This window comes from Pseudomonas sp. 8_5_2 (genome assembly GCF_059295255.1).
The window spans coordinates 4,949,273-4,974,758 of the sequence record NZ_CM181238.1; the positions used below are offsets into that span (position 1 = coordinate 4,949,273).

At 62.4% G+C, this 25,486-nt stretch carries 27 protein-coding genes and 1 other RNA gene; 8 read left to right on the plus strand and 20 right to left on the minus strand.

The genetic code is table 11. From position 1 onward, the window contains the following. Positions 1 to 3: 3 nt before the first annotated feature. The 9 genes from mraY to rsmI all read right to left on the minus strand — a co-directional run bounded on the left by mraY (position 4) and on the right by rsmI (position 8,965). Entirely contained in the window at positions 4 to 1,086 is a 1,083-nt protein-coding gene (gene mraY, locus AC5O5R_RS22635) for a phospho-N-acetylmuramoyl-pentapeptide-transferase (protein ID WP_043198036.1), read from the minus strand. After that, positions 1,086 to 2,453, minus strand: a complete 1,368-nt coding sequence (locus AC5O5R_RS22640; RefSeq protein ID WP_172230017.1) for a UDP-N-acetylmuramoyl-tripeptide--D-alanyl-D-alanine ligase — start codon at positions 2,451 to 2,453, stop codon at positions 1,086 to 1,088. Before AC5O5R_RS22640 ends, mraY begins: the two co-directional genes overlap by 1 nt. Beyond that, a complete protein-coding gene (locus tag AC5O5R_RS22645) occupies positions 2,446 to 3,936 on the minus strand; it encodes a UDP-N-acetylmuramoyl-L-alanyl-D-glutamate--2,6-diaminopimelate ligase (protein WP_172230014.1) in 1,491 nt (496 codons plus the stop codon). Before AC5O5R_RS22645 ends, AC5O5R_RS22640 begins: the two co-directional genes overlap by 8 nt. Further along, positions 3,933 to 5,666, minus strand: a complete 1,734-nt coding sequence (locus tag AC5O5R_RS22650; protein WP_172230020.1) for a peptidoglycan D,D-transpeptidase FtsI family protein — start codon at positions 5,664 to 5,666, stop codon at positions 3,933 to 3,935. Before AC5O5R_RS22650 ends, AC5O5R_RS22645 begins: the two co-directional genes overlap by 4 nt. After that, a complete protein-coding gene (gene ftsL, locus AC5O5R_RS22655; protein WP_172230011.1) occupies positions 5,666 to 5,959 on the minus strand; it encodes a cell division protein FtsL in 294 nt (97 codons plus the stop codon). The genes AC5O5R_RS22650 and ftsL overlap by 1 nt, the downstream gene beginning before the upstream one ends. Further along, on the minus strand, positions 5,956 to 6,903 hold the full coding sequence (gene rsmH / locus AC5O5R_RS22660) for a 16S rRNA (cytosine(1402)-N(4))-methyltransferase RsmH (RefSeq protein WP_372242904.1): 948 nt from the start codon (positions 6,901 to 6,903) through the stop codon (positions 5,956 to 5,958). Before rsmH ends, ftsL begins: the two co-directional genes overlap by 4 nt. Further along, positions 6,900 to 7,355, minus strand: a complete 456-nt coding sequence (gene mraZ, locus AC5O5R_RS22665; protein WP_004575120.1) for a division/cell wall cluster transcriptional repressor MraZ — start codon at positions 7,353 to 7,355, stop codon at positions 6,900 to 6,902. Before mraZ ends, rsmH begins: the two co-directional genes overlap by 4 nt. A gap of 307 nt (positions 7,356 to 7,662) precedes the next feature. Beyond that, an RNA gene (gene rnpB / locus AC5O5R_RS22670) (RNase P RNA component class A) lies at positions 7,663 to 8,022 on the minus strand. Between the two features lie 67 nt (positions 8,023 to 8,089). Next, positions 8,090 to 8,965, minus strand: coding sequence for a 16S rRNA (cytidine(1402)-2'-O)-methyltransferase (rsmI, locus tag AC5O5R_RS22675; RefSeq protein ID WP_172231911.1), 876 nt, complete (start codon positions 8,963 to 8,965; stop codon positions 8,090 to 8,092). 186 nt (positions 8,966 to 9,151) lie between these two features. Between rsmI and AC5O5R_RS22680 the strand changes: the two genes are divergently transcribed. From AC5O5R_RS22680 to AC5O5R_RS22700, 5 genes are all read left to right on the plus strand, one after another. Beyond that, positions 9,152 to 10,969, plus strand: a complete 1,818-nt coding sequence (locus tag AC5O5R_RS22680) for a penicillin-binding protein activator (protein ID WP_172287069.1) — start codon at positions 9,152 to 9,154, stop codon at positions 10,967 to 10,969. Then, a complete protein-coding gene (locus AC5O5R_RS22685) occupies positions 10,969 to 11,340 on the plus strand; it encodes a YraN family protein (RefSeq protein ID WP_172230753.1) in 372 nt (123 codons plus the stop codon). Before AC5O5R_RS22680 ends, AC5O5R_RS22685 begins: the two co-directional genes overlap by 1 nt. Positions 11,341 to 11,426: 86 nt before the next feature. After that, positions 11,427 to 12,020: a phosphoheptose isomerase gene (locus AC5O5R_RS22690; protein WP_012274070.1), complete on the plus strand. Its 594-nt coding sequence runs from the start codon at positions 11,427 to 11,429 to the stop codon at positions 12,018 to 12,020. Then, a complete protein-coding gene (locus AC5O5R_RS22695) occupies positions 12,017 to 12,595 on the plus strand; it encodes a BON domain-containing protein (RefSeq protein WP_172230756.1) in 579 nt (192 codons plus the stop codon). Before AC5O5R_RS22690 ends, AC5O5R_RS22695 begins: the two co-directional genes overlap by 4 nt. A 39-nt stretch (positions 12,596 to 12,634) precedes the next feature. Continuing rightward, complete coding sequence (locus AC5O5R_RS22700; protein WP_172230759.1) at positions 12,635 to 12,853, plus strand: YgdI/YgdR family lipoprotein; 219 nt, start codon at positions 12,635 to 12,637, stop codon at positions 12,851 to 12,853. 52 nt (positions 12,854 to 12,905) lie between these two features. Here AC5O5R_RS22700 and AC5O5R_RS22705 read toward each other — a convergent pair whose 3' ends face one another. From AC5O5R_RS22705 to rplM, 7 genes are all read right to left on the minus strand, one after another. Next, entirely contained in the window at positions 12,906 to 13,340 is a 435-nt protein-coding gene (locus tag AC5O5R_RS22705) for a ClpXP protease specificity-enhancing factor (protein WP_172230762.1), read from the minus strand. 11 nt (positions 13,341 to 13,351) lie between these two features. After that, positions 13,352 to 13,975: a glutathione S-transferase N-terminal domain-containing protein gene (locus AC5O5R_RS22710; protein WP_172230765.1), complete on the minus strand. Its 624-nt coding sequence runs from the start codon at positions 13,973 to 13,975 to the stop codon at positions 13,352 to 13,354. Positions 13,976 to 14,092: 117 nt separating this feature from the next. Further along, positions 14,093 to 14,872, minus strand: coding sequence for a cytochrome c1 (locus AC5O5R_RS22715; RefSeq protein WP_172230768.1), 780 nt, complete (start codon positions 14,870 to 14,872; stop codon positions 14,093 to 14,095). Beyond that, positions 14,872 to 16,083, minus strand: coding sequence for a cytochrome b (locus AC5O5R_RS22720; protein WP_172230771.1), 1,212 nt, complete (start codon positions 16,081 to 16,083; stop codon positions 14,872 to 14,874). Before AC5O5R_RS22720 ends, AC5O5R_RS22715 begins: the two co-directional genes overlap by 1 nt. Further along, positions 16,083 to 16,676 (minus strand): ubiquinol-cytochrome c reductase iron-sulfur subunit, encoded by a 594-nt coding sequence (gene petA, locus AC5O5R_RS22725; RefSeq protein ID WP_172287389.1) that lies wholly within the window; start codon positions 16,674 to 16,676, stop codon positions 16,083 to 16,085. Before petA ends, AC5O5R_RS22720 begins: the two co-directional genes overlap by 1 nt. 262 nt (positions 16,677 to 16,938) lie before the next feature. Continuing rightward, positions 16,939 to 17,331 carry a 30S ribosomal protein S9 gene (gene rpsI / locus AC5O5R_RS22730; protein WP_003260797.1) on the minus strand — a complete coding sequence of 131 codons (393 nt, stop codon included), beginning with the start codon at positions 17,329 to 17,331 and terminating at the stop codon, positions 16,939 to 16,941. A 14-nt stretch (positions 17,332 to 17,345) separates the two neighbouring features. Then, positions 17,346 to 17,774: a 50S ribosomal protein L13 gene (gene rplM, locus AC5O5R_RS22735; protein WP_003260798.1), complete on the minus strand. Its 429-nt coding sequence runs from the start codon at positions 17,772 to 17,774 to the stop codon at positions 17,346 to 17,348. Positions 17,775 to 18,032: 258 nt separating this feature from the next. Between rplM and AC5O5R_RS22740 the strand changes: the two genes are divergently transcribed. Both AC5O5R_RS22740 and AC5O5R_RS22745 read left to right on the plus strand, forming a co-directional pair. Continuing rightward, positions 18,033 to 19,073, plus strand: coding sequence for an NADP(H)-dependent aldo-keto reductase (locus AC5O5R_RS22740; RefSeq protein WP_172229053.1), 1,041 nt, complete (start codon positions 18,033 to 18,035; stop codon positions 19,071 to 19,073). Positions 19,074 to 19,361: 288 nt separating this feature from the next. Continuing rightward, positions 19,362 to 20,282, plus strand: a complete 921-nt coding sequence (locus AC5O5R_RS22745) for a GlxA family transcriptional regulator (RefSeq protein WP_172229065.1) — start codon at positions 19,362 to 19,364, stop codon at positions 20,280 to 20,282. A gap of 81 nt (positions 20,283 to 20,363) precedes the next feature. Here the strand turns inward: AC5O5R_RS22745 and zapE are convergent, their stop codons facing one another. The 3 genes from zapE to AC5O5R_RS22760 form a co-directional block, all read right to left on the minus strand. Then, positions 20,364 to 21,458 carry a cell division protein ZapE gene (zapE, locus tag AC5O5R_RS22750; protein ID WP_172229055.1) on the minus strand — a complete coding sequence of 365 codons (1,095 nt, stop codon included), beginning with the start codon at positions 21,456 to 21,458 and terminating at the stop codon, positions 20,364 to 20,366. Between the two features lie 84 nt (positions 21,459 to 21,542). Continuing rightward, on the minus strand, positions 21,543 to 22,892 hold the full coding sequence (locus AC5O5R_RS22755; protein ID WP_172229057.1) for a tryptophan--tRNA ligase: 1,350 nt from the start codon (positions 22,890 to 22,892) through the stop codon (positions 21,543 to 21,545). Between the two features lie 25 nt (positions 22,893 to 22,917). Continuing rightward, positions 22,918 to 23,553: an alpha/beta hydrolase gene (locus AC5O5R_RS22760; RefSeq protein WP_172229059.1), complete on the minus strand. Its 636-nt coding sequence runs from the start codon at positions 23,551 to 23,553 to the stop codon at positions 22,918 to 22,920. 135 nt (positions 23,554 to 23,688) lie between these two features. Between AC5O5R_RS22760 and AC5O5R_RS22765 the strand changes: the two genes are divergently transcribed. Further along, a complete protein-coding gene (locus tag AC5O5R_RS22765) occupies positions 23,689 to 24,126 on the plus strand; it encodes a Z-ring associated ZapG family protein (RefSeq protein WP_172229061.1) in 438 nt (145 codons plus the stop codon). A gap of 67 nt (positions 24,127 to 24,193) precedes the next feature. Here the strand turns inward: AC5O5R_RS22765 and AC5O5R_RS22770 are convergent, their stop codons facing one another. Further along, positions 24,194 to 25,390, minus strand: a complete 1,197-nt coding sequence (locus AC5O5R_RS22770) for a methionine gamma-lyase (protein ID WP_172229063.1) — start codon at positions 25,388 to 25,390, stop codon at positions 24,194 to 24,196. Between the last annotated feature and the right edge of the window lie 96 nt (positions 25,391 to 25,486).

Genomic DNA, 25,486 nt, shown 5'->3' on the forward strand with positions numbered 1-25,486 from the left:
CATCTACCTCAGTTTCAGGGTTGCAAGGCCAACCAGCACCAGGATCACGGTGATGATCCAGAAGCGGACGATCACCCGTGGCTCTGGCCAGCCCTTGAGTTCAAAGTGGTGGTGGATCGGCGCCATGCGGAACACGCGCTTGCCGGTCAGCTTGAAGGAGGCGACCTGGATAACCACCGACAGGGTTTCCACCACGAAGATGCCGCCCATGATGAACAGCACGATTTCCTGGCGAACGATCACGGCAATGGTGCCCAGCGCTGCGCCCAGCGCCAGCGCGCCGACGTCACCCATGAACACTTGCGCCGGATAGGTGTTGAACCACAGAAAGCCCAGGCCGGCGCCGATCAGCGCACCACAGAACACGATCAGCTCGCCCGAGCCCGGTACGTAGGGAATCAGCAGGTATTCGGCGAACTTCACGTTACCCGACAGGTAGCAGAAGATGCCCAGGGCGCCGCCGACCATCACCGTTGGCATGATTGCCAGGCCGTCGAGGCCATCGGTGAGGTTGACCGCGTTGCTGGAGCCGACGATGACGAAGTACGTCAGCACCACGAAGCCCACGCCCAGCGGAATGGTCACGTCCTTGATGAACGGCAGGATCAGCGTGGTTTCGACGCTGGTCGGCGCGGTCTTGTACAGGAACACGGCCGCAGCCAGGCCAAATACCGACTGCCAGAAGTATTTCCAGCGACTCGGCAAGCCACGGGAGTTCTTCTCGATCACCTTGCGGTAGTCGTCGACCCAGCCGATGGCGCCGAACGCCAGGGTGACGATCAGCACCACCCACACATAGCGATTGGACAGGTCGGCCCACAGCAAGGTGCTGATGGCGATGGCGGACAGGATCAGCGCACCACCCATGGTCGGGGTGCCGGACTTGGACAAGTGCGATTGCGGGCCGTCGTTACGCACGGCCTGGCCGATCTGGCGAATTTGCAGGGTACGGATCATCCACGGCCCCAGCCACAGCGCCAGGGACAACGCGGTCAGTACACCAAGGATCCCGCGCAGGGACAGGTACTGGAAGACCGCGAAGCCTTTGTGGAACTGTTGCAGATACTCGGCCAACAGCAGCAGCATTAATGTTTCTCCCCGCTGGCACCGCACAATGCCGCCACGACGTTTTCCATCGCAGCGCTGCGCGAGCCCTTGATCAAGATAGTGGTATCGCTGGCATTTTCGGCGCTAACCGCGTCGATAAGCTCAGCTTGAGTAGCGAAATGGCGGCCATTGGCGCCAAACGCCTGGACCGCATGTGTCATGTTGGAACCCACTGCGTACAGGGCGTCTACCTTGCCACGCGCGTAGTCACCCACCTGACGGTGGCCTTCTTCCGCCCATTGCCCCAGTTCGCCGATATCCCCAAGCACCAGGACGGTGCGTCCGGAAAAGCCGGCGAGTATATCAATGGCTGCGCACATCGAGGTGGGATTTGCGTTGTAACTGTCGTCGATCACGCGCACGCCGTTTGCCGCAATCTGCGCCACGGTGCGGCCCTTGACCGGTTGCACGGCCGCCAGGCCGGCGGCGATGCCGCTCAGGCTCAGACCAACGGCGTGGGCAGCTGCAGCCGCCGCCAGGGCGTTGCTGACGTTGTGCTCACCCAGCACATTCAGTTGCACATCGACCGTTTCACCGGCGCCGTGCAGCGTGAACGATGGGCAACCACGGGCATCGCGACCGATGCGTGTGGCGTAGAAATCGGCCCGCTCGTTGCTGCGAGCAAAAGTGATGACCTGGTGCGACCCGGCACGGGCCTTCCAGGTGGCAAAAGCCTTGTCGTCCAGATTGAGCACGGCGATACCGCCCTCGCCCAGGCCTTCGAGGATCTCGCCCTTGGCCTCGACGATCTTCTCCGGGCCACCGAACTCGCCTACGTGGGCAGTACCGGCGTTGTTGATGATGACAACCTGAGGCTTGGTCAGGCCGACGGTGTAACGGATTTCGCCAATGCGCGAAGCGCCCAGCTCGATCACCGCGGCGCTGTGCTCCGGAGCGATTTCCAGCAGGGTAAGCGGCGCGCCAAGATCGTTGTTGAGGTTGCCGCGGGTGGCGTGCACAAGGCCCCGGGTACGCAGGATGCTGGCGAGCATCTCCTTGACCGTGGTCTTGCCACTGGAACCGGTAATGGCCACCACCGGCTTGTCGAAACCGGCGCGGTTCAGGGCGCCCAGCTGACCCAGTGCCAACCGGCAATCCTTGACCAGCAATTGCGGCAGGTCGACGTCGGCTACTTCACGCTCGACCAGGGCAGCTACTGCACCTTTGGCTTTGACATCAGCCAGGTAGTCATGGCCATCGAAACGCGGGCCGGCCAAGGCGACAAACAGTTGCCCGGTGCGGACGCTGCGGCTGTCGATGCTGACACCGGTGAATGTGGCATCGGCACCGATTTGCTGAGCATCCAGTGCTGCGGTCAGCTGGCTGAGCGACATCGGCTTAAGCATGTGGAGCCTCCCAGGCGGCAAGTGCCTTCTCGGCTTCGGTCAGGTCGGAAAAATCATGGCGCTCGCCATTGATCTCCTGGTAATCCTCGTGTCCCTTGCCGGCCAGCACGATCACATCATTGGCGCCAGCAGAAGCAATCAGGTGTGCAATGGCGTCGCCACGGCCGGCGACGAACTCGACGTCGTCAGGCTTGGTGAAACCGGGGCGTATGTCGTCGAAGATGCGCAGCGGGTCTTCGCTGCGCGGGTTGTCATCGGTGACCAGCACGCGGTCGGCCAGGCGCTCGGCCACCTCGGCCATCAGCGGGCGCTTGCCGCGGTCACGGTCGCCGCCGCAGCCGAACAGGCACAGCAGCTTGCCGTGGGCGTGCGGGCGCAGGGCTTCGAGCACTTTCTCGAGCGCGTCAGGGGTGTGCGCGTAGTCGACCACCACCAACGGCTTGTCACCGCCACCCAGGCGCTGCATGCGACCCACCGGCCCCTGCAGTTGCGGGATCACCTTGAGGATCTCGTCCAGCGCATAATCCAGCGCCAGCAGGGTCGCCACGGCAGCCAGTACGTTGCTGAGATTGAAGCGGCCCAGCAGCTGGCTGCGCAGGGTCCGCTCGCCCTGGCCGGTGACCAGTGTGGCGCACACGCCACCGTCACTGAACTTCGCCGTGTGGCAGTACAACGAGGCGTCCGGGTTTTCCAGGCTATAGCTGAGCAGCCGGGTCTCGATATGATCGGTACTCGGGCGACGGGCAAAAGCTTGTGCCAGGCGACGGCCAAAATCGTCATCCAGGTTCACCACCTGGCAACGCAGGCTGCGCCAGGCGAACAGCTTGGCCTTGGCAGCCTCGTAGGCCTGCATGCTGCCGTGGTAGTCCAGATGATCACGCGACAGGTTGGTCATCACCGCGATGTCGAATTCCAGCGCCGCCACCCGGCCCTGCTCCAGGGCATGCGACGACACCTCCATCGCCACGGCCTTGGCGCCGGCTTTTCTCAGGTCGTACAGGGTCGACTGCACCGCGATCGGGTCCGGCGTGGTCAGGCGACCGCTTTGCAGCTCGCCGTAAAAGCCGGTGCCCAGGGTGCCGATCAGGCCGCAACGCTGGCCCAGCAGGTCCAGCGCCTGGGCCACCAGCTGGGTGACGCTGGTCTTGCCGTTGGTGCCGGTGACGCCGATCAGGTTCAGCTGGCGGCTCGGTTCGCCATAGAAACGCCCGGCGATATCCGAAAGCTGGGCGATCAGGCCCTTGACCGGGATCAACGCCACATCGGTCAGCGGCAGCACGTTGGCGCCCTGCTCTTCGTAGGCCACGGCGGCAGCGCCACGGGCCAGGGCATCGGCAATGTGCTCGCGGCCATCGACCTTGGCACCCGGCACGGCCAGGAACAGGTCACCCGGGCGCACATTGCGGCTGTCCAGGGTGAGTTCACGGATCAGCGGGTCGCGGCTGGCGTGGGCGAAAAGTTTGCTTAATGGCATTGTCATCATCCACGCCCTCCCTTGGCGGCTGCTGCATTGACTTGCGGTTGTTCGGTTGGTGGCGGCAGGTTGTCTGGCGGCACGTTCATCAGGCGCAGGGTGCCGGACATGACCTTGCTGAACACCGGTGCCGAAACCAGGCCACCGAAGTAGCCGCCCTTGCCTGGCTCGTCGATCACCACGACGATGGCGTAGCGCGGGTCGCTCATCGGCCCGAACCCGGCGAACAGCGAGCGGTAGGCGTTTTCGGTGTAGCCCTTGGAGCCCACCGTGGCCTTGCGCGCAGTACCGGACTTGCCGGCCACGTGATAGAACGGCACCTGGGCGCGGAACACGCCGCGCGGCGCTTCGATCACCTGCTGCAGCATGCCCTGGACGGTTTCGGCGGTTTCCTTCGGGATCGCCTGCACGGCTTCCGGGGCCTTGTCGACCTTGAGGATCGACAGCGGCACCATCTTGCCGTCGTTGGCCAGTGCCGCGTAGGCATGCACCAGCTGCAGGGCGGTTACCGACAGACCGTAGCCATAGGACAGGGTGGCGGTCTCGGCCTTGCGCCACTCACGGTGGTTGGGCAGGTTGCCGACACGCTCACCCGGGAAGCCCAGGCCGGTGTACTGGCCCAGGCCAACCTGGGACATCACCCGGTAAATGGCCTCGCCGCCAATGTCAAAGGCGATCTTGCTCATGCCGACGTTACTGGAGTTGATCAGGATGCCGGTCAGGTCGAGGATCGGGCCCTCGCTGCGCGACACGTCCTTGATGGTGTAGCGGCCGATCTGCAGGCTGCCCGGGTAAACCTCGACCTTGTCGGTGGTTTTCCAGCGGCCACTCTGCAGCGCCGCGCTCATGGAGATCGGCTTGACCGTGGAGCCCGGCTCGAACACGTCGATGATCGCCCGGTTGCGCATCGCCGCCGGGAACATGCTGCGGCGGTTGTTGGGGTTGTAGGTGGGCTGGTTGACCATCGCCAGCACTTCACCGGTCTTGACGTCCATGATCACCAGGCTGCCGGCCTTGGCGTCCTGTTCGGCAATGGCGTTGCGCAGCTCGCGGGTGGCCAGGTACTGCAGGCGCAGGTCTATCGACAACGCCAAGGTCTTGCCGGCCTTGGCGTTCTTGGTGACCTGGATGTCCTTGATCAGCCGGCCGCGCCGGTCCTTGATCACCTGCCGCTTGCCGGGCACGCCGGCCAGCCATTCGTCATAGGCCAGTTCCACCCCTTCGCGACCGTGGTCGTCGAGGTCGGTGAAGCCGACCATGTGCGCGGTGACATCACCGGCCGGGTAGAAACGGCGGAATTCTTCCAGGCCATACACGCCCGGCACTTTCAGGTCGAGCACGTGCTGGCCCTGCTCCGGGGTCAGGCCACGCACCAGGTAGATGAACTCTTTACTGGCCTGCTGGGTCAGGCGCTCGGTCAGCTGCTGCGGGTTCTGCCCCAGCGCGGCGGCCAACTGCGGCCAGCGTTCGCGGGACGCCTGCATTTCCTTGGGGTTGGCCCACAAGGTGGTGACCGGGGTACTCACGGCCAGTGGCTCACCGTTGCGGTCGGTGATCAGGCCACGGTGTGCCGGGATGGGGATATGCCGCAAGCTGCGCGCATCGCCCTGGCCCTTGAGGAAGGCACGGTCGACCACTTGCAGGTCGATGATGCGCCAGCAGATGGCACCGACCATGATCGCCAGCAGGCCGATCACCACGCGGAAGCGCCACGGGTAGAGTGCGCCTTCGAGTTTCATCATGGCGCCACCATCCGTACTTCGTCAGCCGAAGGCACGCGCATCTTCAGTTGCTCGGAAGCCAGGCTCTCGATGCGGCTGGCGGCGGTCCAGGTGCTTTGCTCCAGGATCAACCGGCCCCATTCGGCCTGGGCCTTGTCACGCTCGCTCAATTCACCATACAGGGTATTGAGCAGCTGGCGGTTCCAGTGCGCGCTGTAGGACACCGCGATGGCCGAAACCAGCACGCCGACGAACAGCAGGAGCATCAGGAAGCTTCCGCCTGGCAACGGTTTGGCAAAGAGCCTGCTCACCGCAGCTTCTCCGCCACACGCATGACGGCGCTACGCGACCGCGGGTTGGCCTTGAGCTCGGCTTCGGAGGCGAACTGGGCTTTGCCGATGAGCTTTACTTTCGGTTCGAAGGCCTTGTGCTGAACCGGCAGGTTGCGCGGCAGGTTGTCGGCCTCGCCCTTCACCAGCTTGCGCATGAACAGTTTGACGATGCGGTCTTCCAGCGAGTGGAAGCTGATCACTGCCAGGCGGCCGCCAATCTCGAGCGCATCCAGGGCGGCCTCAAGACCGGCCTCGAGGTCGCCCAACTCGTTGTTGACGTGGATGCGCAGGCCCTGGAAGGCGCGGGTAGCCGGGTTCTTGCCTTTCTCCCAGGCAGGGTTGGCGACCTTGAGCACTTCCGCCAGGTCGGCGGTACGGGTGAACGGCTGCTTTTCGCGGCGCTCGACCACGGCACGCGCCATGCGGCCGGCAAAGCGCTCTTCACCGTACTCCTTGAACACGCGAGCGATTTCCTCGACCGGCGCAGTGGCAATGAACTCGGCGGCACTGATGCCCTGCCCCGGGTTCATGCGCATGTCCAGCGGGCCATCATTGAGGAAGCTGAAGCCGCGCTCGGGGTCATCCAGCTGCGGCGAAGACACGCCCAGGTCCAGCAATACGCCGCTGACCTTGCCGTGCAAGCCACGCTCGGCCACTTCCGCGCCCAGCTCGGCAAAGCTGCGCTGCACAATGACAAAGCGGCCGTCTTCGGCCGCCAGCGCTTGCCCTGTGGCAATCGCCTGTGGATCTTTGTCGAAGCCCAGCAGCCGCCCTTGCGGCCCGAGCTTGCTGAGGATCAGCCGGCTGTGTCCGCCACGGCCAAAGGTGCCGTCCAGATAGCAACCGTCGGCGCGCAGGGCCAATGCCTCGACAGCTTCGTCGAGCAGGACGGTGATGTGGTTGAAGCCGCTATCTATGGTCACAGGATCAGGTCACGCAATTCGTCGGGCATGGCGCCCGGTTGTTGGATAGCTGCAAGATCGGCTGCCGAAACCGCGTTCCAGGCATCTTCGTCCCACAGCTGGAATTTGTTCAGTTGCCCCACAAGCATCGCCTTCTTGTCGAGCTTGGCGTACTCCCGCAAACGGGGCGGTACCAGGAAACGCCCACTGCCATCGAGCTCCAGGTCAACCGCATTACCGATCAGCAAACGCTGCAGGCGGCGGTTTTCCTCACGCAACGATGGCAAGGCACGCAACTTGGCTTCTATCTGTTCCCACTCGTCGAGGGGATAAACACACAAGCAGGGATCCACAGCATCAATGGTCACGATCAGCTGGCCATTGCAACGCGAATCGAGCTCGTCACGGTACCGGCTCGGCATGGCGAGACGGCCCTTGGCATCGAGGCTGACGGCGTTGGCTCCGCGGAACACGGCTGCGATTCCCCACAATGGTAGCTTTTTTGTGTCAGAAAACCCACTTCATCCCACTTTCTGCCACTTGCGCACACTATAGGAATCCGCCCGCAGCACCGTCAAGGCACGTTCATGAGGAAAAGTCTTACAGGACCGAGATTTAGCGCGATAAAGGAATGTGGAAGGAATACCAATGGGAAAAAAACGCGATAAAAATCAAACCCACGCAAGCAGATGGAGTTCGAAGTTAAAGTGATTTATCAAGAGTAAGATTTTTTCGGTCTTACCAGAGGGCGCTGCTGACGATTACAGCAGGGAAGGAAAGGTGGAGAGTCGATCTGTAAGCCGGGTTTTGTCGAGGACAGTCATTCCTCTACGACGGCCATCACTGGACGCCTCTAGCAACCTACCCGGTTCCGACGCGGGCCACGCCTGATGGAACCCTATTTGGTCTTGCTCCGAGTGGGGTTTACCTAGCCACGAACTGTTGCCAGCCGTGCGGTGCGCTCTTACCGCACCTTTTCACCCTTACCGGCACCGAAGTGCTTAGGCGGTTATTTTCTGTGGCACTTTCCGTAGGCTCGCGCCTCCCAGGCGTTACCTGGCACTCTGCCCTATGGAGCCCGGACTTTCCTCCCCCGCCTTTTGCGGAACAAAAGACGGCAGCGACTGTCCGATCGACTCTCCGCCGACAAGGTTAACGGCACACGCGCCCAAGAACAAGTGATACCGGCATTTATATCAAACTGCCACTATTCGGCTTTCTGTTTTTCCAGGGCAAGTTGATACAACAGATTCTTCCTTACCCCGGTAATTTCAGCGGCAAGCGCCGCCGCGCGCTTGAGCGGCAACTCGGCCAGAAGCAAATCGAGCACCCGCTGCGCTTCGACGCTGATGGCCTGTTCGCCTTCAGGTGCACTCCAGCCACCCACCAGCACCACGCACTCACCGCGCTGCTGATTGCTGTCACCGGCAACGAAGGCACGCAGCTCAGCCAGGGGCAGACCCTTGAGGGTCTCGAATGTCTTGGTCAGTTCGCGCGCGAGCAAGGCCGGGCGATCACCGCCAAAGACGGCCTCCATGTCTTGAAGGCATTCCAGGATGCGGTGCGGCGCCTCATAGAAGATCAGCGTGCGCGGCTCTTCCTTTACCTGCTCCAGACGCGCCCGGCGCCCCGCAGTCTTGGCCGGCAGGAAGCCTTCGAAAATGAAGCGGTCCGACGGCAGGCCGGCGGCCGACAGCGCGGCGATCAAGGCGCAGGCACCCGGCACCGGCACCACGCTCACCCCTGCGGCCCGCGCCTGGCGTACCAGGTGGTAGCCGGGGTCGGAGATCAGCGGCGTGCCGGCATCGGAGACCAGCGCCACATTCTCGCCGGCCAGCAGTTTGGTAAGAAAACGCCCGCCCTCGTCACGCTCGTTGTGCTCATGGCACGCTGCCAGCGGCGTGTCGATACCGAAGTACTGCAGCAGGCGGACCGAATGACGGGTGTCTTCGGCGGCGATCAGCGCCACGTCCGCCAGCACCTTCAGCGCCCGGGCGCTCATGTCGTCAAGGTTGCCGATGGGGGTTGCCACCACATACAGCGTCCCCACCGCGGATTTCGAAGCCCCTGCCACATCAGTCACTGCGCACACCTGTCATTCGGATCAAAGGCGCCATTGTAGCCCGAGCGCCCGTAACAGGGCGCAAAGAACTTCGCCAGCGATCGGCGCCAGGCCACCTATAGTGAAGGATCGACACAGCAACATCGCGCCCCGGCCAGTGCTTGGGTACAATTGCCGGCCAACTTGATCGAGTAACAGGACCTTTACATGATCGCTTGCCTGCGGCTGCTTACAGCCCTCTGCCTCGCTGCCTTGCTGGCGGCCTGCGCCAGCTCGCCCTCATCCAGCCTGGGCGAACTGCCGCGCACCCCGGACGCCAGCATCGAGCAGTTGCTGGAAAAGGCTGCTTCCAGCAAGTCTGCAGAAGACGCTGCGCTGCTGCGCCTGAGCGCGGCCGACCTGGCCTACAAGCAGAAGGACTTCCCGCGCGCCGCGCGCATCCTCGAGCAGGTCCCGATGGACACGCTCAAGCCGGCCCAGCAAGTGTTCGCCAGCACCCTGGCGGCCGAGCTGGCCATGAGCCGCAACCAGCCCAAGGCAGCCTTGACTGCCCTGGCCCACCCCAGCCTGCAGCGCGTTGCCGAGCTGCCTGAAGCGCAGCAAGTGCGTACCTACAGCGTGCACGCCGCCGCCCTCGAAGCCGACGGCCAGGCGCTGCCTGCCGCGCAACAGCGCATGCTGCTGGGCCCGCTGCTCAGCGGCCAGGCCGCCAGCGCCAACAACGACGCCATCTGGGCCCTGGTCGCCTCGCTGCCGGCAGAGCAACTGCAGCAACCTGGCAACGACCAGACCCTGGCTGGCTGGACCAGCCTGGCCTTCGCCGTGAAAAGTGCCGGCACCCTGGAACAGCAGCAGGCGGCTATCGAGGACTGGGTGAAACAGCACCCGGACCACCCTGCCGCCAAGCAACTGCCGACAGCCCTGACCAAGCTCAAGGAACTGGCCAGCCAGCCGCTGACCAAAATCGCCCTGCTACTGCCTCAGGAAGGCCCGCTGGCCGGGGTTGCCCGCGCCTTGCGTGACGGCTTCATGGCCGCCCACTTCCAGGCCCAGCAAGCCGGCCAGGCAGCACCTGCGGTGCAGTTGTTCGACAGCTCGCGCATCGGCTCGCTCGACGACTTCTATCGCCAGGCCCAGGCCGCTGGCGTGCAACTGGTCATTGGCCCACTGGAAAAACCACTGGTGAAGCAACTGGCCGCCAAACCGCAACTGCCGATCACCACCCTGGCACTGAACTACGCTGACGCTGGGCAGAAAGCCCCGCCGCAGCTGTTCCAGTTCGGCCTGGCTGCCGAAGACGAGGCCCGCGAGGTATCCCGCCGCGCCCGCGCCGACGGCATGGTTCGCGCGGTAGCCCTGGTGCCGAGCGGCGAATGGGGTGACCGCGTGCTGGCCGCCTTCCGCCAGGACTGGGAAGGTAATGGCGGCACCCTGCTCGCCGCCCAGCGCATCGCCCAACCCGTTGCCCTGGCCCAGCAGATCGCCGATCTGTTCCAGCTGCGCCAGAGCGAAGGCCGAGCCAAAAGCCTGCAAAGCACGGTCGGCGGCAGCATTTCCGCACAACCATCGCGCCGCCAGGATATCGACTTCATCTTCCTCGCCTCGACCCCGCAACAGGCGCAGCAGATCAAGCCGACCTTGAACTTCCAGTACGCCGGTGACGTGCCGGTCTACGCCACCTCGAACCTGTACAGCGCCAGCGGTGACGTGAACCAGTACAACGACATGAACGGTATCCGCTTCTGCGAAACGCCGTGGCTGCTCGACACCAGCAACAGCCTGCGCCAGCAGGTCGTGCAGCAGTGGCCACAGGCCGCCGGCAGCCTGGGCCGCCTGTACGCCATGGGTGTCGATGCCTACAGCCTGGCGCCACGCCTGGGCCAGCTGAAAGCACTGCCGGACAACCGCATTTTGGGCCTGTCGGGCAGCTTGAGCATCAACCCCAACCAGCGCGTCGAGCGCCAGCTGCCCTGGGCCGAGTTCGCCGGCGGCCAGGTCAAGCGCCTGCCTGACACCCCGCGCTGATGGCAGCAGCATCGCCGACCAGCGCCGGGCAGGCAGCAGAGACCCAGGCCCTTGAGTACCTTCAGGGGCACGGCCTGCAGCTGCTGGCACGCAACTGGCGATGCAAAGGCGGTGAGCTTGATCTGGTCATGCTCGACGCCGATACAGTAGTATTTGTCGAAGTCCGCTACCGGTTGCACGCGGCCTTCGGTGGCGCCCTCGACAGTATCGACGGGCGCAAGCAGAAAAGGCTGGTGCTCGCCGCCAGCCTTTTCCTGCAGAAGGAGCCCCATTGGGGCAACCACCCCTGCCGCTTCGACGTAGTCGCCTTGCAGGGCAGCCACCATGCAGGCAGACCGCTTCAATGGCTGAAAAACGCCTTCGAATGCTGAACCCACTTCGTTTTTTTTGCTCTATGTATCGCGGGCTGGTCGTTGTTGCGCGCCGCACCGGCCACCGCCCCCTTTAAGGTCACCAGATGGACATGCAATCCCGAATCCGCCGGCTGTTCCAGGCCAGCATCGATACCAAGCAACAGGCAATGGACATCCTGGCACCGCACATCGAGCAGGCCAGCCTGGTCATGGTCAATGCGCTGCTCAACGAGGGCAAGATGCTCGCCTGCGGCAACGGCGGCTCGGCCGGCGATGCGCAGCACTTTTCGTCGGAGCTGCTCAACCGCTTCGAGCGCGAACGCCCGAGCCTGCCGGCCATCGCGCTGACCACAGACAGCTCGACCCTGACCTCGATCGCCAACGACTACAGCTACAACGAAGTCTTTTCCAAGCAGATTCGCGCGCTGGGCCAACCCGGCGACGTACTGCTGGCGATCTCCACCAGCGGCAACTCGGCCAACGTGATCCAGGCGATCCAGGCCGCACATGACCGCGAAATGATTGTCGTAGCATTGACGGGTCGCGACGGCGGCGGCATGGCTTCGCTACTGCTGCCCGAGGACGTGGAAATCCGCGTGCCTTCGACCGTTACCGCGCGCATCCAGGAAGTCCACCTGCTGGCGATCCACTGCCTGTGCGATCTGATCGACAGCCAACTGTTCGGGAGTGAAGAATGACCCCTATGCGCCTCGGCCTGATGGCCTTGACCCTTTGCCTGAGCGTCACCGGTTGCAGCTCGGTACTCACCTCTACCCGCAATTCGCCGATCGACGATGATCGCGGTACGCGCACCATCGGCAGCAAGATCGACGATTCGCTGATCGAGACCAAGGCTGCGGTCAACATCGCCAAGGCCAACCCCGACCTGGACAAGGGCTCGCACATCGTCGTCAGCAGCTACAACGGTATCGTGCTGCTGGCCGGGCAAACCCCTCGCGCCGAGCTCAAGAGCCTCGCCGAGCAGACCGCCGGCCAGGTACAACGGGTCAAGAAAGTGCACAACGAGCTGCAGGTGATGCAGCCCTCCTCCATCCTGGCACGCAACAACGACGCCTGGCTGACCACCAAGATCAAGACCCAGATGCTGACCGACAATGCCGTGCCCAGCTCGCGCATCAAGGTGATCACCGAGAACGGTATCGTCTACCTGCTCGGCCTGGTGACCCAGCAAGAGGCCAACTCGGCCACCGCCGTGGTGCAGGGTGTGTCGGGCGTGCAGAAGATCGTCAAGCTGTTCGAGTACATCGACTGATTGCTCAGCCTCTCTTTTCAGAAATCCAGGAAACACCGCATGAGAAAGCTTCTGCTGCCTGCCCTGCTGTCTGGCGCCTTCGCCACACTGGCCGGCTGCTCCACCCCAAGCCTGATCATTCTCAACGATGGGCGTGAAATCCAGGCTGTCGACGCCCCTAAGTACGAGCGTGCCACCGGCTTCTACGAGTTCCAGCAACTCGACGGCAAGCGCACCCGCATCAACAAGGACCAGGTACGCACCATCAGCGACCTGTAACCCTGAACGTGCAGCAAAGAAAAAGGCGATCCGGTTGGATCGCCTTTTTTTGTTACTTGACCACCTTCAGGCTTGGCCGGCCACTCGGGCGCGGCGGCTGACCGCCACCTTCTGGCGGGCCATCGTCATCTGGCTGAACAGCATCGTCTTCCAGGTCATCGTCACCTTCCATCAGCGACGGCTCGAGCTCGAAGACCATGCCTTGGCCATTCTCGCGGGCATAAATACCCAGAATCGCGGACACCGGCACGAACAGCGAGTGAGCCACGCCACCGAAGCGGCCCTCGAAGCTGACGGCGTCGTTGTCCATGTGCAGGCTGCGCACGGCGCTGGGCGAGATATTCAGGACGATCTGGCCATCACTGGCGAAACCGTCCGGCACCTGCACCTTGGGGTATTCGGCATTGACCAGCATATGGGGCGTGCAATCGTTGTCGACGATCCACTCGTACAGTGCTTTAACCAGATAGGGGCGACTGGAGTTCATCAACGGGCTCCTTAAAGCTTGCGCATTTCACGTTCTACGGAGGACAGGCTGGCCTCGAAAGGCTCGCGGGCAAACTGCCGCTCCATGTAATCCAGCAGCGGCTTGGCCGGCCGCGGCAATTCGATAGCCATTACCGGCAAACGCCAGAGGATGGGCAGTAGACAACAATCGACCAGGCTTTGCTCGTCGCTCATGAAGCAGGCGAACTCATTGAACAGCGGCGAGACCCCGGTAAGGCTCTCGCGCAAGGCCTTGCGTGCCTCGGCACGCGCGGGCTCGCTGCTGCGAGGGTCGAGCACGGTATCTGCCAAGGCACACCAGTCGCGCTGGATGCGGTGCATCAGCAAACGCGTATTGCCCCGCGCCACGGGGTAAACAGGCATCAGCGGCGGGTGCGGGTAACGCTCGTCGAGGTACTCCATCACCACGGTCGACTCATACAACGCCAGGTCGCGATCGACCAAGGTCGGAACGCTGCCATAAGGGTTCACTTCAGCCAGCTTGGGCGGCATGCGCGCAGGGTCGACATCGATGACCTGCACACTGACACCTTTCTCGGCCAGAACGAGGCGTACCCGATGAGAATAATGATCAGCGGGATCGGAATAGCAGGCTAACCGGTTGGTCGCGCCCATGTAACGCCTCCTCGCACGGGATGCTCGTGAAACTGTAAATGAAAACGCGCCCGCGGGGCCCTGGCAGTTTTGCCAGGGCCCCGCGGGCGCGTTCAACAACCAGAAACTACTGCGTGATCAGTGCACGTCCTTCCAGTATTCCCGCTTGAGCAAATAGGCGAATACGAAGAAGAAAGCCAGGTACAGCAACACGTAGGTACCAATGCGCTGGCTTTCCAGTTTTACCGGGTTGGCCGAATAGGCCAGGAAGGTCACCAGGTTCTTGACCTTCTCGTCGAACTGCTCGGTCGTCAGAGTACCGGAATTCGGCGTGATGGTCAGCTGGTCGCAGGCCTCATGGGTCAATGGGCTGCCGGTCAGTGGGTCGAATTGCTTCTTGCCATCGACCACGGTCTGCACCTGCTTGCAGCCAACCACCTGGTTACCCTGCAGGCCGACCAGCACGTTGGGCATGCCGACGTTAGGGAACACCTTGTTGTTCACCCCATAAGGCCGCGACGGGTCCGCGTAGAAGCTGCGCAGGTATGTGTACAGCCAGTCGGTACCGCGCACCCGTGCCACCAGGGTCAGGTCAGGTGGCGCAGCACCAAACCAGGTCTTGGCGTCGCTGGGCTTCATGCCGATCTGCATGTGATCACCAATCTTGGCACCGGTGAACACCAGTTTCTCGAGCATCAGCTCGTGAGGGATCCCCAGGTCATCGGCCACCCGCTCGTAGCGCTGGAACTTGGCACTGTGGCAACCCATGCAATAGTTGGCAAAGGTACGCGCACCGTCCTGCATGGCGGCCTTGTCGGTCAGGTCGATATCGGCCTTGTCCAGCTCCAGGCCATGTTCGGCAGCAAAGGAAAAGGCAGGCATCACTGCCAGCAAAAATACTGCAATCAACTTTTTCATCAGCCAGTCACCCTTTCCGGAACCGGTTTGGTCTTCTCGAGCCTTGTGTAGAACGGCATCAACAGGAAGTAGGCGAAGTACAACACCGTGCACACCTGCGACAGCAAGGTGCGCCCAGGTGTCGGCGCCAGTACGCCCAGCACGCCGAGGATGACGAAGGCCACACAGAACACCAGCAGGAAGGTCTTGCTGATCCAGCCCTTGTAACGCATGGAGCGCACCGGGCTGCGGTCGAGCCAGGGCAAAACGAACAGTACGGCGATGGCCGCACCCATGGCGATAACGCCCATCAACTTGTCAGGCACAGCACGCAGGATCGCGTAGAACGGCGTGAAGTACCACACAGGCGCGATGTGCTCCGGTGTCTTGAAGGCGTTGGCTTGCTCGAAGTTCGGTTTTTCCAGGAAATAGCCGCCCATTTCCGGGAAGAAGAACACCACGGCGCAGAACACGAACAGGAACACCACCACACCGACAATGTCCTTGACCGTGTAATACGGGTGGAACGGAATACCGTCCAGAGGGATGCCGTTTTCGTCCTTTTTCTTCTTGATGTCCACACCATCGGGGTTGTTCGAGCCCACTTCGTGCAGCGCGAGGATGTGCAGCACCACCAGACCGAGAATCACGATTGGCAGGGCAACCACATGCAGGGCGAAGAAGCGGTTAAGGGTGATGCCCGAGATCAGGTAGTCGCCGCGAATCCACTGGGTCAGGTCATCACCGATCACCGGAATGGCACCGAACAGCGAGATGATCACCTGGGCACCCCAGTAAGACATCTGCCCCCACGGCAGCAGATAGCCCATGAATGCCTCGGCCATCAGTGCCAGGTAGATCAGCATACCGAACAGCCAGACCAGCTCGCGTGGCTTCTGGTAGGAGCCGTACAGCAGGCCGCGGAACATGTGCAGGTAGACCACGATGAAGAACGCCGACGCCCCCGTGGAGTGCAGGTAGCGCAGGATCCAGCCGTACTCGACGTCCCGCATGATGTACTCGACCGAGGCGAACGCCTCCTCCGCCGAGGGCGTGAAACTCATGGTCAGCCACACCCCGGTGACGATCTGGTTGACCAGCACCAGCAGCGCCAGGGAGCCAAAGAAGTACAGGAAGTTGAAGTTCTTGGGCGCGTAATACTTGCTCAGATGGTCTTCCCACATCTTGGTGGCGGGGAAGCGAGCATCAATCCAGTCCATGAACTTGCTCATCATGCGTTCTCCTGATCGACGCCGATGACGATGACATCGTCCGACTCGTAAGAGTGCGGTGGCACTGGCAGGTTGAGAGGCGCTGGCTGCGACTTGTAGACACGCCCAGCCAGGTCATAGTGGGAACCGTGGCACGGGCAGAAGTAGCCCCCCACCCACTTCGGTCCAAGGTCGGCAGGCGCGACTTCCGGGCGGAAGGTGGGCGAGCAGCCCAAATGCGTGCACAGGCCGACGAGAATGAGGATTTCCGGCTTGATCGAGCGAACCTCCGGGTCGACATAGGTCGGCTGCACCGAAGCCTTGGACTCGGGATCAGAAAGTTCGCCGGTGATTTTCTTGAGGTTGCCGAGGATTTCCTCCGTTCGCCGTACGATGAACACGGGCTGGCCACGCCACTCGGCCACCATCTGCTGCCCGGCCTCGACCTTGGCAATATTGACCTTCACCGGTGCACCTGCGGCTTTCGCCTTGGCACTGGGAAACCATGACCCCACGAACGGTACCGCAGCCCCCACTGCTCCCGCTGCCCCGACCACGGATGTCGCGGCTACGAGGAAGCGGCGCCGGCCTGCGTTGACGCCGTCATTGCTCATTCAGTCCTCTCCCATCAGCTTGCTTGGCCTGTTGCACCAGACCTGTACTTAGGTTGTGTCAGTGGCGCTAAATTTTGGTCGTCATGGTAAGAAACAAAACCACACACTGACAAGGTGAATACCCCGGCGAGGGCCCCTACCAGCGCTTTGCTTGATCTGCGTCTATGCGACAAACGGTCACCGACATGCTGACAGGTTAGTTCAAGGCAAAAAAAAAGCCCGGTTCCAAGGAACCGGGCTTTTCTCGACTGCCGAAGCGATATTAACGCTTGGAGTACTGAGGACGCTTACGCGCTTTACGCAGACCCACTTTCTTACGCTCGACTTCACGAGCGTCGCGGGTGACGTAGCCAGCACGACGCAGAGCGCCACGCAGGGTTTCGTCGTATTCCATCAGAGCGCGGGTGATACCGTGACGGATCGCACCGGCTTGACCGCTGACACCACCACCGGAAACGGTGACGTAGATGTCGAACTTCTCAACGGTTTCGGTCAGCTCGAGCGGCTGACGAACAACCATGCGAGCGGTTTCGCGACCGAAGAACACGTCCAGAGAACGGTTGTTGATGGAAATGTTACCAGTACCCGGACGCAGGAATACGCGAGCGGTTGCGGTCTTGCGACGGCCAGTGCCGTAATTTTGAGTCGCCGACATAATGAACTTTCCCGTTAGATCTTCAGTTCTTGAGGCTGCTGAGCAGTGTGTGGGTGAGCTGCACCCGCGTACACTTTCAGCTTACGGTACATGTCGCGACCCAGCGGGTTCTTCGGCAGCATGCCTTTGACCGCGGTTTCGATAACACGCTCAGGGGCCTTGGCGATCAACTTCTCGAAGTTGATTTCCTTGATGCCACCTGGGAAACCGGAGTGGGAGTAGTACATTTTGTCGGAAGACTTGGCACCAGTCACACGAACCTGCTCGGCGTTGATGACGACGATGTAGTCGCCGGTGTCAACGTGAGGAGTGTATTCTGGTTTGTGTTTGCCACGCAGACGGCTAGCGATTTCGGTAGCCAGACGACCCAGGGTCTGGCCAGCGGCGTCGACTACGAACCACTCGCGCTTTACTGTTTCCGGTTTAGCAGTAAAAGTTTTCATTCTCTAAAGCCTCAGAGGCCGCCCAGCGAAAAATAGACGGCGAATCTTACTGGATAGTGCACAGCTTGCCAAGGGCAAGCGCGCAGCCGAACACAGACGCTTTTGGGGGCTCGGGTCGGGCACGCCAATGTTCGACGGGGTTCTTCCTGCGCGGTGGTGCATCACTTCCGCCACGCGGAGAGGGGGTGGATTATCCAGATTGCGCGAAAAATTTCAACCTGCTTTGATGAGCTTCCATTGCCAAGGAGTGTCCAACCGATGGAATACCGCCAGCTCGGCCGTACCGACCTCACCGTCAGCGCCCTGTGCCTGGGCACCATGACCTGGGGCGAGCAGAACGTCCAGGCCGATGCCTTCACGCAGATTGCCCGGGCCAAGGCCGCCGGGGTCAACTTCATCGACACCGCAGAGATGTACCCGGTGCCGCCCCGCCCGGAAACCTATGCAGCCACCGAACGCATCATCGGCAACTGGTTCCGCGAAAACCGTGACCGCGACGACTGGGTGCTGGCCAGCAAGGTCGCCGGCCCCGGCAACGGCATCAGCCACATCCGCGACGGCCAGCTCAAGCACAACCGCCAGCACATCGTCGCGGCGCTGGATGCCAGCCTGGAGCGCCTGCAGACCGACCGCATCGACCTGTACCAGCTGCACTGGCCGGAACGCAACACCAACTTCTTCGGCAAGCTGGGCTACCAGCACCTGCCACAGGACCATTTCACCCCACTGGAAGAAACCCTCGAAGTGCTCGACGAGCAGGTGCGCGCGGGCAAGATCCGCCACATCGGCCTGTCCAACGAAACGCCGTGGGGCACCATGAAGTTCCTGCAGCTGGCCGAGAGCCGTGGCTGGCCGCGGGCGGTGTCGATCCAGAACCCGTACAACCTGCTCAACCGCAGCTTCGAGGTGGGCCTGGCAGAAGTGGCCATCCGCGAGCAGTGCGGCCTGCTGGCCTATTCCCCGCTGGCCTTCGGCATGCTGTCGGGCAAGTACGAGAATGGCGCACGGCCTGAGCACGCACGCCTGACCCTGTTCAGCCGCTTTGCCCGCTATTCCAACCCGCAGACCGTGGCAGCCTGCAGCCGCTACGTGCAGCTGGCCCGCGAGCACGGCCTGGACCCTGCGCAGATGGCTTTGGCGTTCGTCACCCGGCAGCCGTTCGTGACCAGCAACATCATTGGAGCGACCAGCCTGGAGCAGCTGGAGAGCAACCTGGCCAGCGCTGAGCTGAACCTGAGCGACGAGCTGCTGGCGGCGATCGAGGCGATTCATCAGGAGCAGCCGAACCCTGCGCCTTGAGCGTAAAGGGGCCGCTTTGAGGCCCGATCGCCGGCAAGCCAGCTCCCGCAGGATGGCATCGAACCTGAGGCCTGCGCTGTACCTGTGGGAGCTGGCTTGCCGGCGATGGGCTGCACAGCAGCCCCTCTGTTGCTTGGGCTAGACACAATCGCCAAAAAATAAGACGATCCAGCCGGTGATTGACCACTCTACCCTATAAGAACAATGACAATGATGTTTACCCAACCCCCCGCGTCGCTGCGGCGCGTCAGCATCCTGGCCATTGACAAGGTGTTCGCTTCGACCTTGATGCAGGCCAAGGACTTCTTCCACCTCGCCAGCCTGCGCTACAGCAAACAGCTGGGCCTGGGCCTCGACCCCATGTTCGAGATCCGCCTGGTGAGCCCCGACGGCCAGCCCGTGGACAGTTTCAGCAATGTCCAGCTACCGGTTGACGGCGGCCTGGACGACGCCGATGTGATCATCCTCCCGGCCTACTGGGACGACTTCGACAACCTGCTGCAACGTTATCCACAGGTGCTGCCCTGGTTGCGCCAGCAGCATGCGCGTGGCGCGGTGCTGTGCGCCGAAGCCAGTGGCGTGTTCTGGCTGGCCGAATCGGGCCTGCTGGACGGCAAGGAGGCGACCACCTACTGGCGCTTTTTCACCACCTTTGCCGAACGGTTTCCGAAGATCCGGCTGAATCAGGACAAGCACCTGACCGACGCTGACAATATCTATTGTGCCGGTGGCGCCACCTCGGCCTGCGACCTGTACATCTACCTGATCGAACGGTTCTGTGGCGCCAACGTGGCCCGCGCGGTGTCCCGCGACATCCTCTACGAAGTGCAGCGCAACTACACCCCGGGGCGCATGGGCTTTGGTGGCCAGAAGTTGCACCAGGACCTGATCATCCTGCAGATCCAGCACTGGCTGGAAGAGCACTTCGCCGACAAGTTCCGCTTCGAGGACGTGGCCCGCAACCACGGCATGAGCATCCGCAACTTCATGCGTCGCTTCCAGGGGGCAACCGGTGACAAGCCGCTGCACTACCTGCAGCGGCTGCGGATCGAGACGGCCAAGGGGTTGTTGTCGAGCACGCGCAAGAGCATCAAGACCATCAGCTATGAGGTCGGCTATGACGATGCGAGTTTCTTTGCACGGCTGTTCCGCCAGCATACCGAGCTGTCACCGAACCAGTATCGGCAGCAGTTCATGCAAGAGGCTTGAGGACCTCGGGGCTGCTTCGCAGCCCATCGCCGGCAAGCGCGGCTCCCACAAGCGATGGGCCGCAGAGCGGCCCCGGCTTTCTTACGGTTTGTGAGCGCGCGACAGGAATTCGTGCGACTGCATCTCCAGCAACCGGCTCAGGGTCCGCTGGAATTCGAAGCTCAGGCGGCCACCGGTATACAGGTCCTTCAGCTCGACCTCGGCCGAGATGATCAGCTTGACGTTGCGGTCGTAGAACTCGTCCACCATGTTGATGAACCGGCGGGCGATGTCGTCGGTGGCCACGCCCATCTGCTCCACATTGCTCAGCAGCACGGCATGGAAGATCTTGCCCAGCTCGATGTAGTCGTTCTGGCTGCGCGGGCCGTCGCACAGGGCGCGGAAGTCGAACCAGGCGACATCGTCGCAGGTACGCAGGGCATTGATCGGGCGGTTCTCGATCATCAGCACATCGTTCTCGACCGCCTGGGTGCACTCAGGGGTCAGCGCCTTGAAGCTGGCGCGCATGCTCTGGTGCGCCGCGTCGTTGAGCGGGTAGTGGAACAGTTCGGCCTGCTCCAGGTGACGCAGGCGGTAGTCGACGCCGCTGTCCACGTTCACCACGTCGGTGTACTGCTTGATCATGGCAATGGCCGGCAGGAAGCGCGCACGCTGCAGGCCGTCCTTGTACAGACCGTCCGGCACGATGTTGGAGGTGGCCACCAGCGATACGCCGTTCTTGAACAGCTCTTCCATCAAGGTGCCGAGGATCATCGCGTCGGTAATGTCCGAGACGAAGAATTCGTCGAAGCAGATCACCCTGGCTTCATCGCTGAAGCGCTTGGCGATGATGGTCAGCGGGTTCTTCTCGCCCTTGAGGGTTTTCATTTCCTCGTGCACACGCTTCATGAAGCGGTGGAAGTGCGTGCGCATCTTCTGCTTGAACGGCAGCGCCTCGTAGAAGGTATCGACCAGGTAGGTCTTGCCTCGCCCTACCCCACCCCAGAAGTACAGGCCCTTGACCGGGGTCTGCTCCTTCTTGCCGAACAGCTTGCCGAACATGCCCGGCTTGTTGTTCTGCGCGTGTACCAGGTCGTCGTACAGGCGCTGCAGGTGACGCACCGCAGTTTCCTGCGCCGCGTCATGGAAGAAGTCGGGACGTTTCAGATCTGCTTGATAGCGTTCTAAGGGAGTCATAATTCGTTAGCGAGGCAACAAAAAACGGGCCGTCACTGTAGCGACAGGCCCGCCTAATGGCAATGCGACTTGCGGCGAAATGCCTCAGTCTTGTTGTGGCTGAAGCGCTACACGCAGGCTTTCGATAGCCGAATCGCGGGCTTCAGCGCTGTCGAACTGCGGCCCGTCGGCAACCTGCTCGCCATTCAGCCACAGGCCGAAGCCCAGGCCTTCGACGCGTACATCGGCCTCGCCACCCTGCTGCAGCTGCTTGCTGACAGCGCCGGCGCTCTTGCCGTCGGCGAAGCTGCGCGACAGCAGCAATTGCTCGCCATCAGCGGCCAGCAGGCGGAAGCGGAAGCTGCCGTCCTCGTCACGGAAGCTGACGAAACGCGCGCTCTTGGCGGCTTTTTTCTTCACTTCGGTGCTGGCCTGCACGCTGCTGCGGAACGAACGCAGGCCAACGGCCTCGCGCAGTTGCTCGAGGAACGGGGTGGCGATCTTCCGGGCCTTGGCCGCGCCAGCCAGCAGGATGTCTTCCAGGTCGGCCGGGCGGGCGATCAGCTGGTGGTAATACTCGCGCTTTTCAGCCAACTGGCCGTCCAGCAGCTGGAACAGGCGCTGCTTGGCATCGCCCCAGCCCAGGCCCTGCAGCAGCTCGTCGCGGAACTCGGCGCATTGCACCGGCGTCGAGAACGCCTGGAACAGGGTGAACAGGTGCGAGTTGTCCGGGTCTTTCGCCTCGCCTGGCGCCCGCGAGTCGGTGACGATGCGCGAGATGGCGTCTTTCATGTCCTTGGCGCTGGTGAACAGCGGGATGGTGTTGTCGTAGCTCTTGGACATCTTGCGACCGTCCAGGCCCGGCAGAGTCGCCACGCTTTCCTCGATGACCGCCTCCGGCAGGGCGAAGAAGTCGCTGCCCTGGCCGAACAGGTGGTTGAAGCGCTGACCGATGTCGCGGGCCATTTCCACGTGCTGGATCTGGTCACGGCCGACCGGCACCTGGTTGGCGTTGAACATCAGGATGTCTGCAGCCATCAGCACCGGGTAGCTGAACAGGCCCATGGTCACGCCGGCATCGGCGTCTTCGCCCGCTTCGACGTTCTTGTCCACCGAGGCCTTGTAGGCATGCGCACGGTTGAGCAGGCCTTTAGCCGCCACGCAGGTCAGCAGCCAGGTCAGCTCGGGGATTTCCGGGATGTCGGACTGACGGTAGAAGGTCACCTTGTCCGGGTCGAGGCCACCGGCCAGCCAGGTGGCGGCGATTTCCAGGCGCGAGCGCTGGATACGCAGCGGGTCGTCGCACTTGATCAGGGCGTGGTAGTCGGCCAGGAAGTAGAACGAATCGACACCGGGCTGCTGGCTGGCACGAATCGCCGGGCGGATGGCGCCGGCGTAGTTGCCCAGGTGCGGAGTGCCGGTGGTGGTGATACCGGTAAGAATGCGCGTGGTCATGGGTGTTCGCTTATTCAGGCTTGGCTCAGTTCGAAAGGCGCGGCAGCAGCAGATCCTTCAGATCGGTCAGCTTGCCATGGAAGAAGTGTCCGCATTCTGCCACTTTCAGCAGCTCATGGGGGCGCGACAGGCTGTCGGACCACTGGTAAACCAGCTGCGGATCGACGACTTCGTCGGCGTCCGGCTGCACCACGGTGATCGGGCAGCGCTGCGGCAGCGGGAATTGCGCGGTCAGGCGCATCACCGCCGGGGCGATCATGAACAGCCGCTGCAGCGTCACGCCGTCGGTTTCCAGGCGGCCGGCCAGGCTGGTGGCGACAAAACCGCCGAACGAGAAGCCCATCAGCACCAGTGGCAGGTGCGGATGCTGTTCACGCAGCCAGGCTGCCGCAGCCTCGGCATCGGCCACCTCACCCGCGCCCATGTCATGGCTGCCAGCGCTCTGGCCGACGCCACGGTAGTTGAAGCGCAAGGTGACATAGCCGGCATCGCGGGCGGTGCGTTGCAGGGTCGAGACCACCTTGTTGAGCATGGTGCCGCCCTGGACCGGGTTGGGATGGCAGATCAGCACCGCGCCGCGGGCTTCGGGCACGTCCAGGTACAAGGCTTCCAGCTGGCCGCAGGGGCCATCGATGAACAAGGGGGTTTCGCGGACAAGCAAGGCACTACTCCGTGACCTGGTGAAGGGTCGATTCGTCTAGGTGAGGAATTCTGTTCTGATTTGCGATCGCTCGCGGTATACAGCGCAGGTCTGAGCCGTTAACGTAAAGCAAAGCCGTTTATAGAGGAAGGACTCGTGGAACTCTCGCTCCTTGTTTGGTTGTTGCCGACCTTGGCCCTGGTCATTGGTGTGGTGGTTGGTTTCGTCGTGGCCCGCCTGCTGCCCAATGCCGCGCCAAGCAGCACTCAGCGTCAGCTGGATGAAATGCAGAAGCGCTTCGACAGCTACCAGAACGAAGTGGTTACCCACTTCAACAGCACCGCCATGCTGGTCAAGAAACTGACCCAGAGCTACCAGGATGTCCAGGATCACCTGGCCGAAGGCGCCAACAGCCTGGCCCTCGATGACGTCACTCGCCAGCGCCTGCTGGCCGCACTGCACTCCGAAGGCGCGCAAGGCCCGCGTGATCGCCTGACGCCGCCGAAGGACACTGCCGAAGTGCCGCGCGACTATGCACCAAAAGCGCCGAACTCGCCGGGCATGCTCGACGAGAGCTACGGGCTCAAACGCTAATCCGCCAAACATGAAAAGGCCTCGCGAGAGGCCTTTTTTGTAGGTTTACTGTGCCGGCCCAGGCAACCTATTTGCAGGCTTGCAACGCCTGCTCGACATCCGCCAGCAAGTCCTCGACATCCTCCAGCCCCACCGACAACCGCACCAGCCCTTCCGAAATGCCATGCTGCGCCCGCTCCTCGGCGGTGTAGCTGGAATGGGTCATGCTCGCCGGGTGCTGCGCCAGTGACTCCGCGTCCCCCAGGCTCACCGCCCGGGCAAACAGTTGCAGGGCATTCATGAAGCGTCGCCCCGCCTCTATACCCCCCTTGAGCTCGAAGGCAATCATCCCGCCGGGCAAGCGCATCTGCCGCTGGGCCAACAAGTACTGCGGGAACGACGTCAACCCTGGGTAATGGATCAGCTCAACCTGTGGCTGCCGGGCCAGGAACTGCGCGACCTGCATGGCATTTTCGCAATGCCGGTCCATGCGCAGGGCCAGGGTCTTCATCCCGCGCATCAGCAGCGCCGCGTCGTGCGGTGACAGCACCGCGCCGGTCATGTCCTTCAGTCCTTCCAGGCGAATCCGGTCAACCAGGTCCTTGCGCCCCACCACCAGGCCCGCAGTGATATCGCCGTGGCCGCTCAGATATTTCGTGGCCGAGTGCACCACCAGGTCAGCACCCAGTTCCAATGGCCGCTGCAGGTAAGGCGTGCAATAGGTGTTGTCGACGACCACAGACAAGTCATGCCCTCGCGCGGCGTCGGCAACCGCCGCGATATCCACCATCTGCATGTTGGGATTGGCGGGTGTTTCGAAGTAGATCATCCGCGTCTTGCCGTTGATGGCCGCTTTCAAGGCCTGCGCATCGTTAAGGTCGACATGGCGAATCTTCACCCCGAACTCACCGATGCCATGGTGCAGGAACGCGAAGGTGCAGCCATACAACGTCAGGCCGACAATCAACTCGTCGCCCGGCCGCAACAGCGTCCAGATCGTCGAAGTAATGGCCCCCATGCCCGACGCCAGCGCCAGGCCCGCTTCCCCGCCCTCCAGCGAGGCCATGCGCTGCTCCAGCAAGGCCAGGGTAGGGTTGGATATGCGGCTGTAGAAATGCCCCGCCTGCTCCCCGGCAAAGCAGGCGGCGCCGTATTCAACGCTGGGAAAGGCATAGGTAGCCGTCTGGTATACCGGCGGGACCAGGGCGCCACCGTGAGACAGGGGATCGTAACCGTGGTGAATGGCGCGTGTAGAAAAACCGGTTTTATTGTGGGAGTCGCGCATGGCAACAGCCTCTTGTGGTTTGCTATAAGCTTATGCCACTGGCCTGCCCGTTTTTTTCCAAATTGGCCCATGCGTTCGGGTAGATGCTGGAACAAA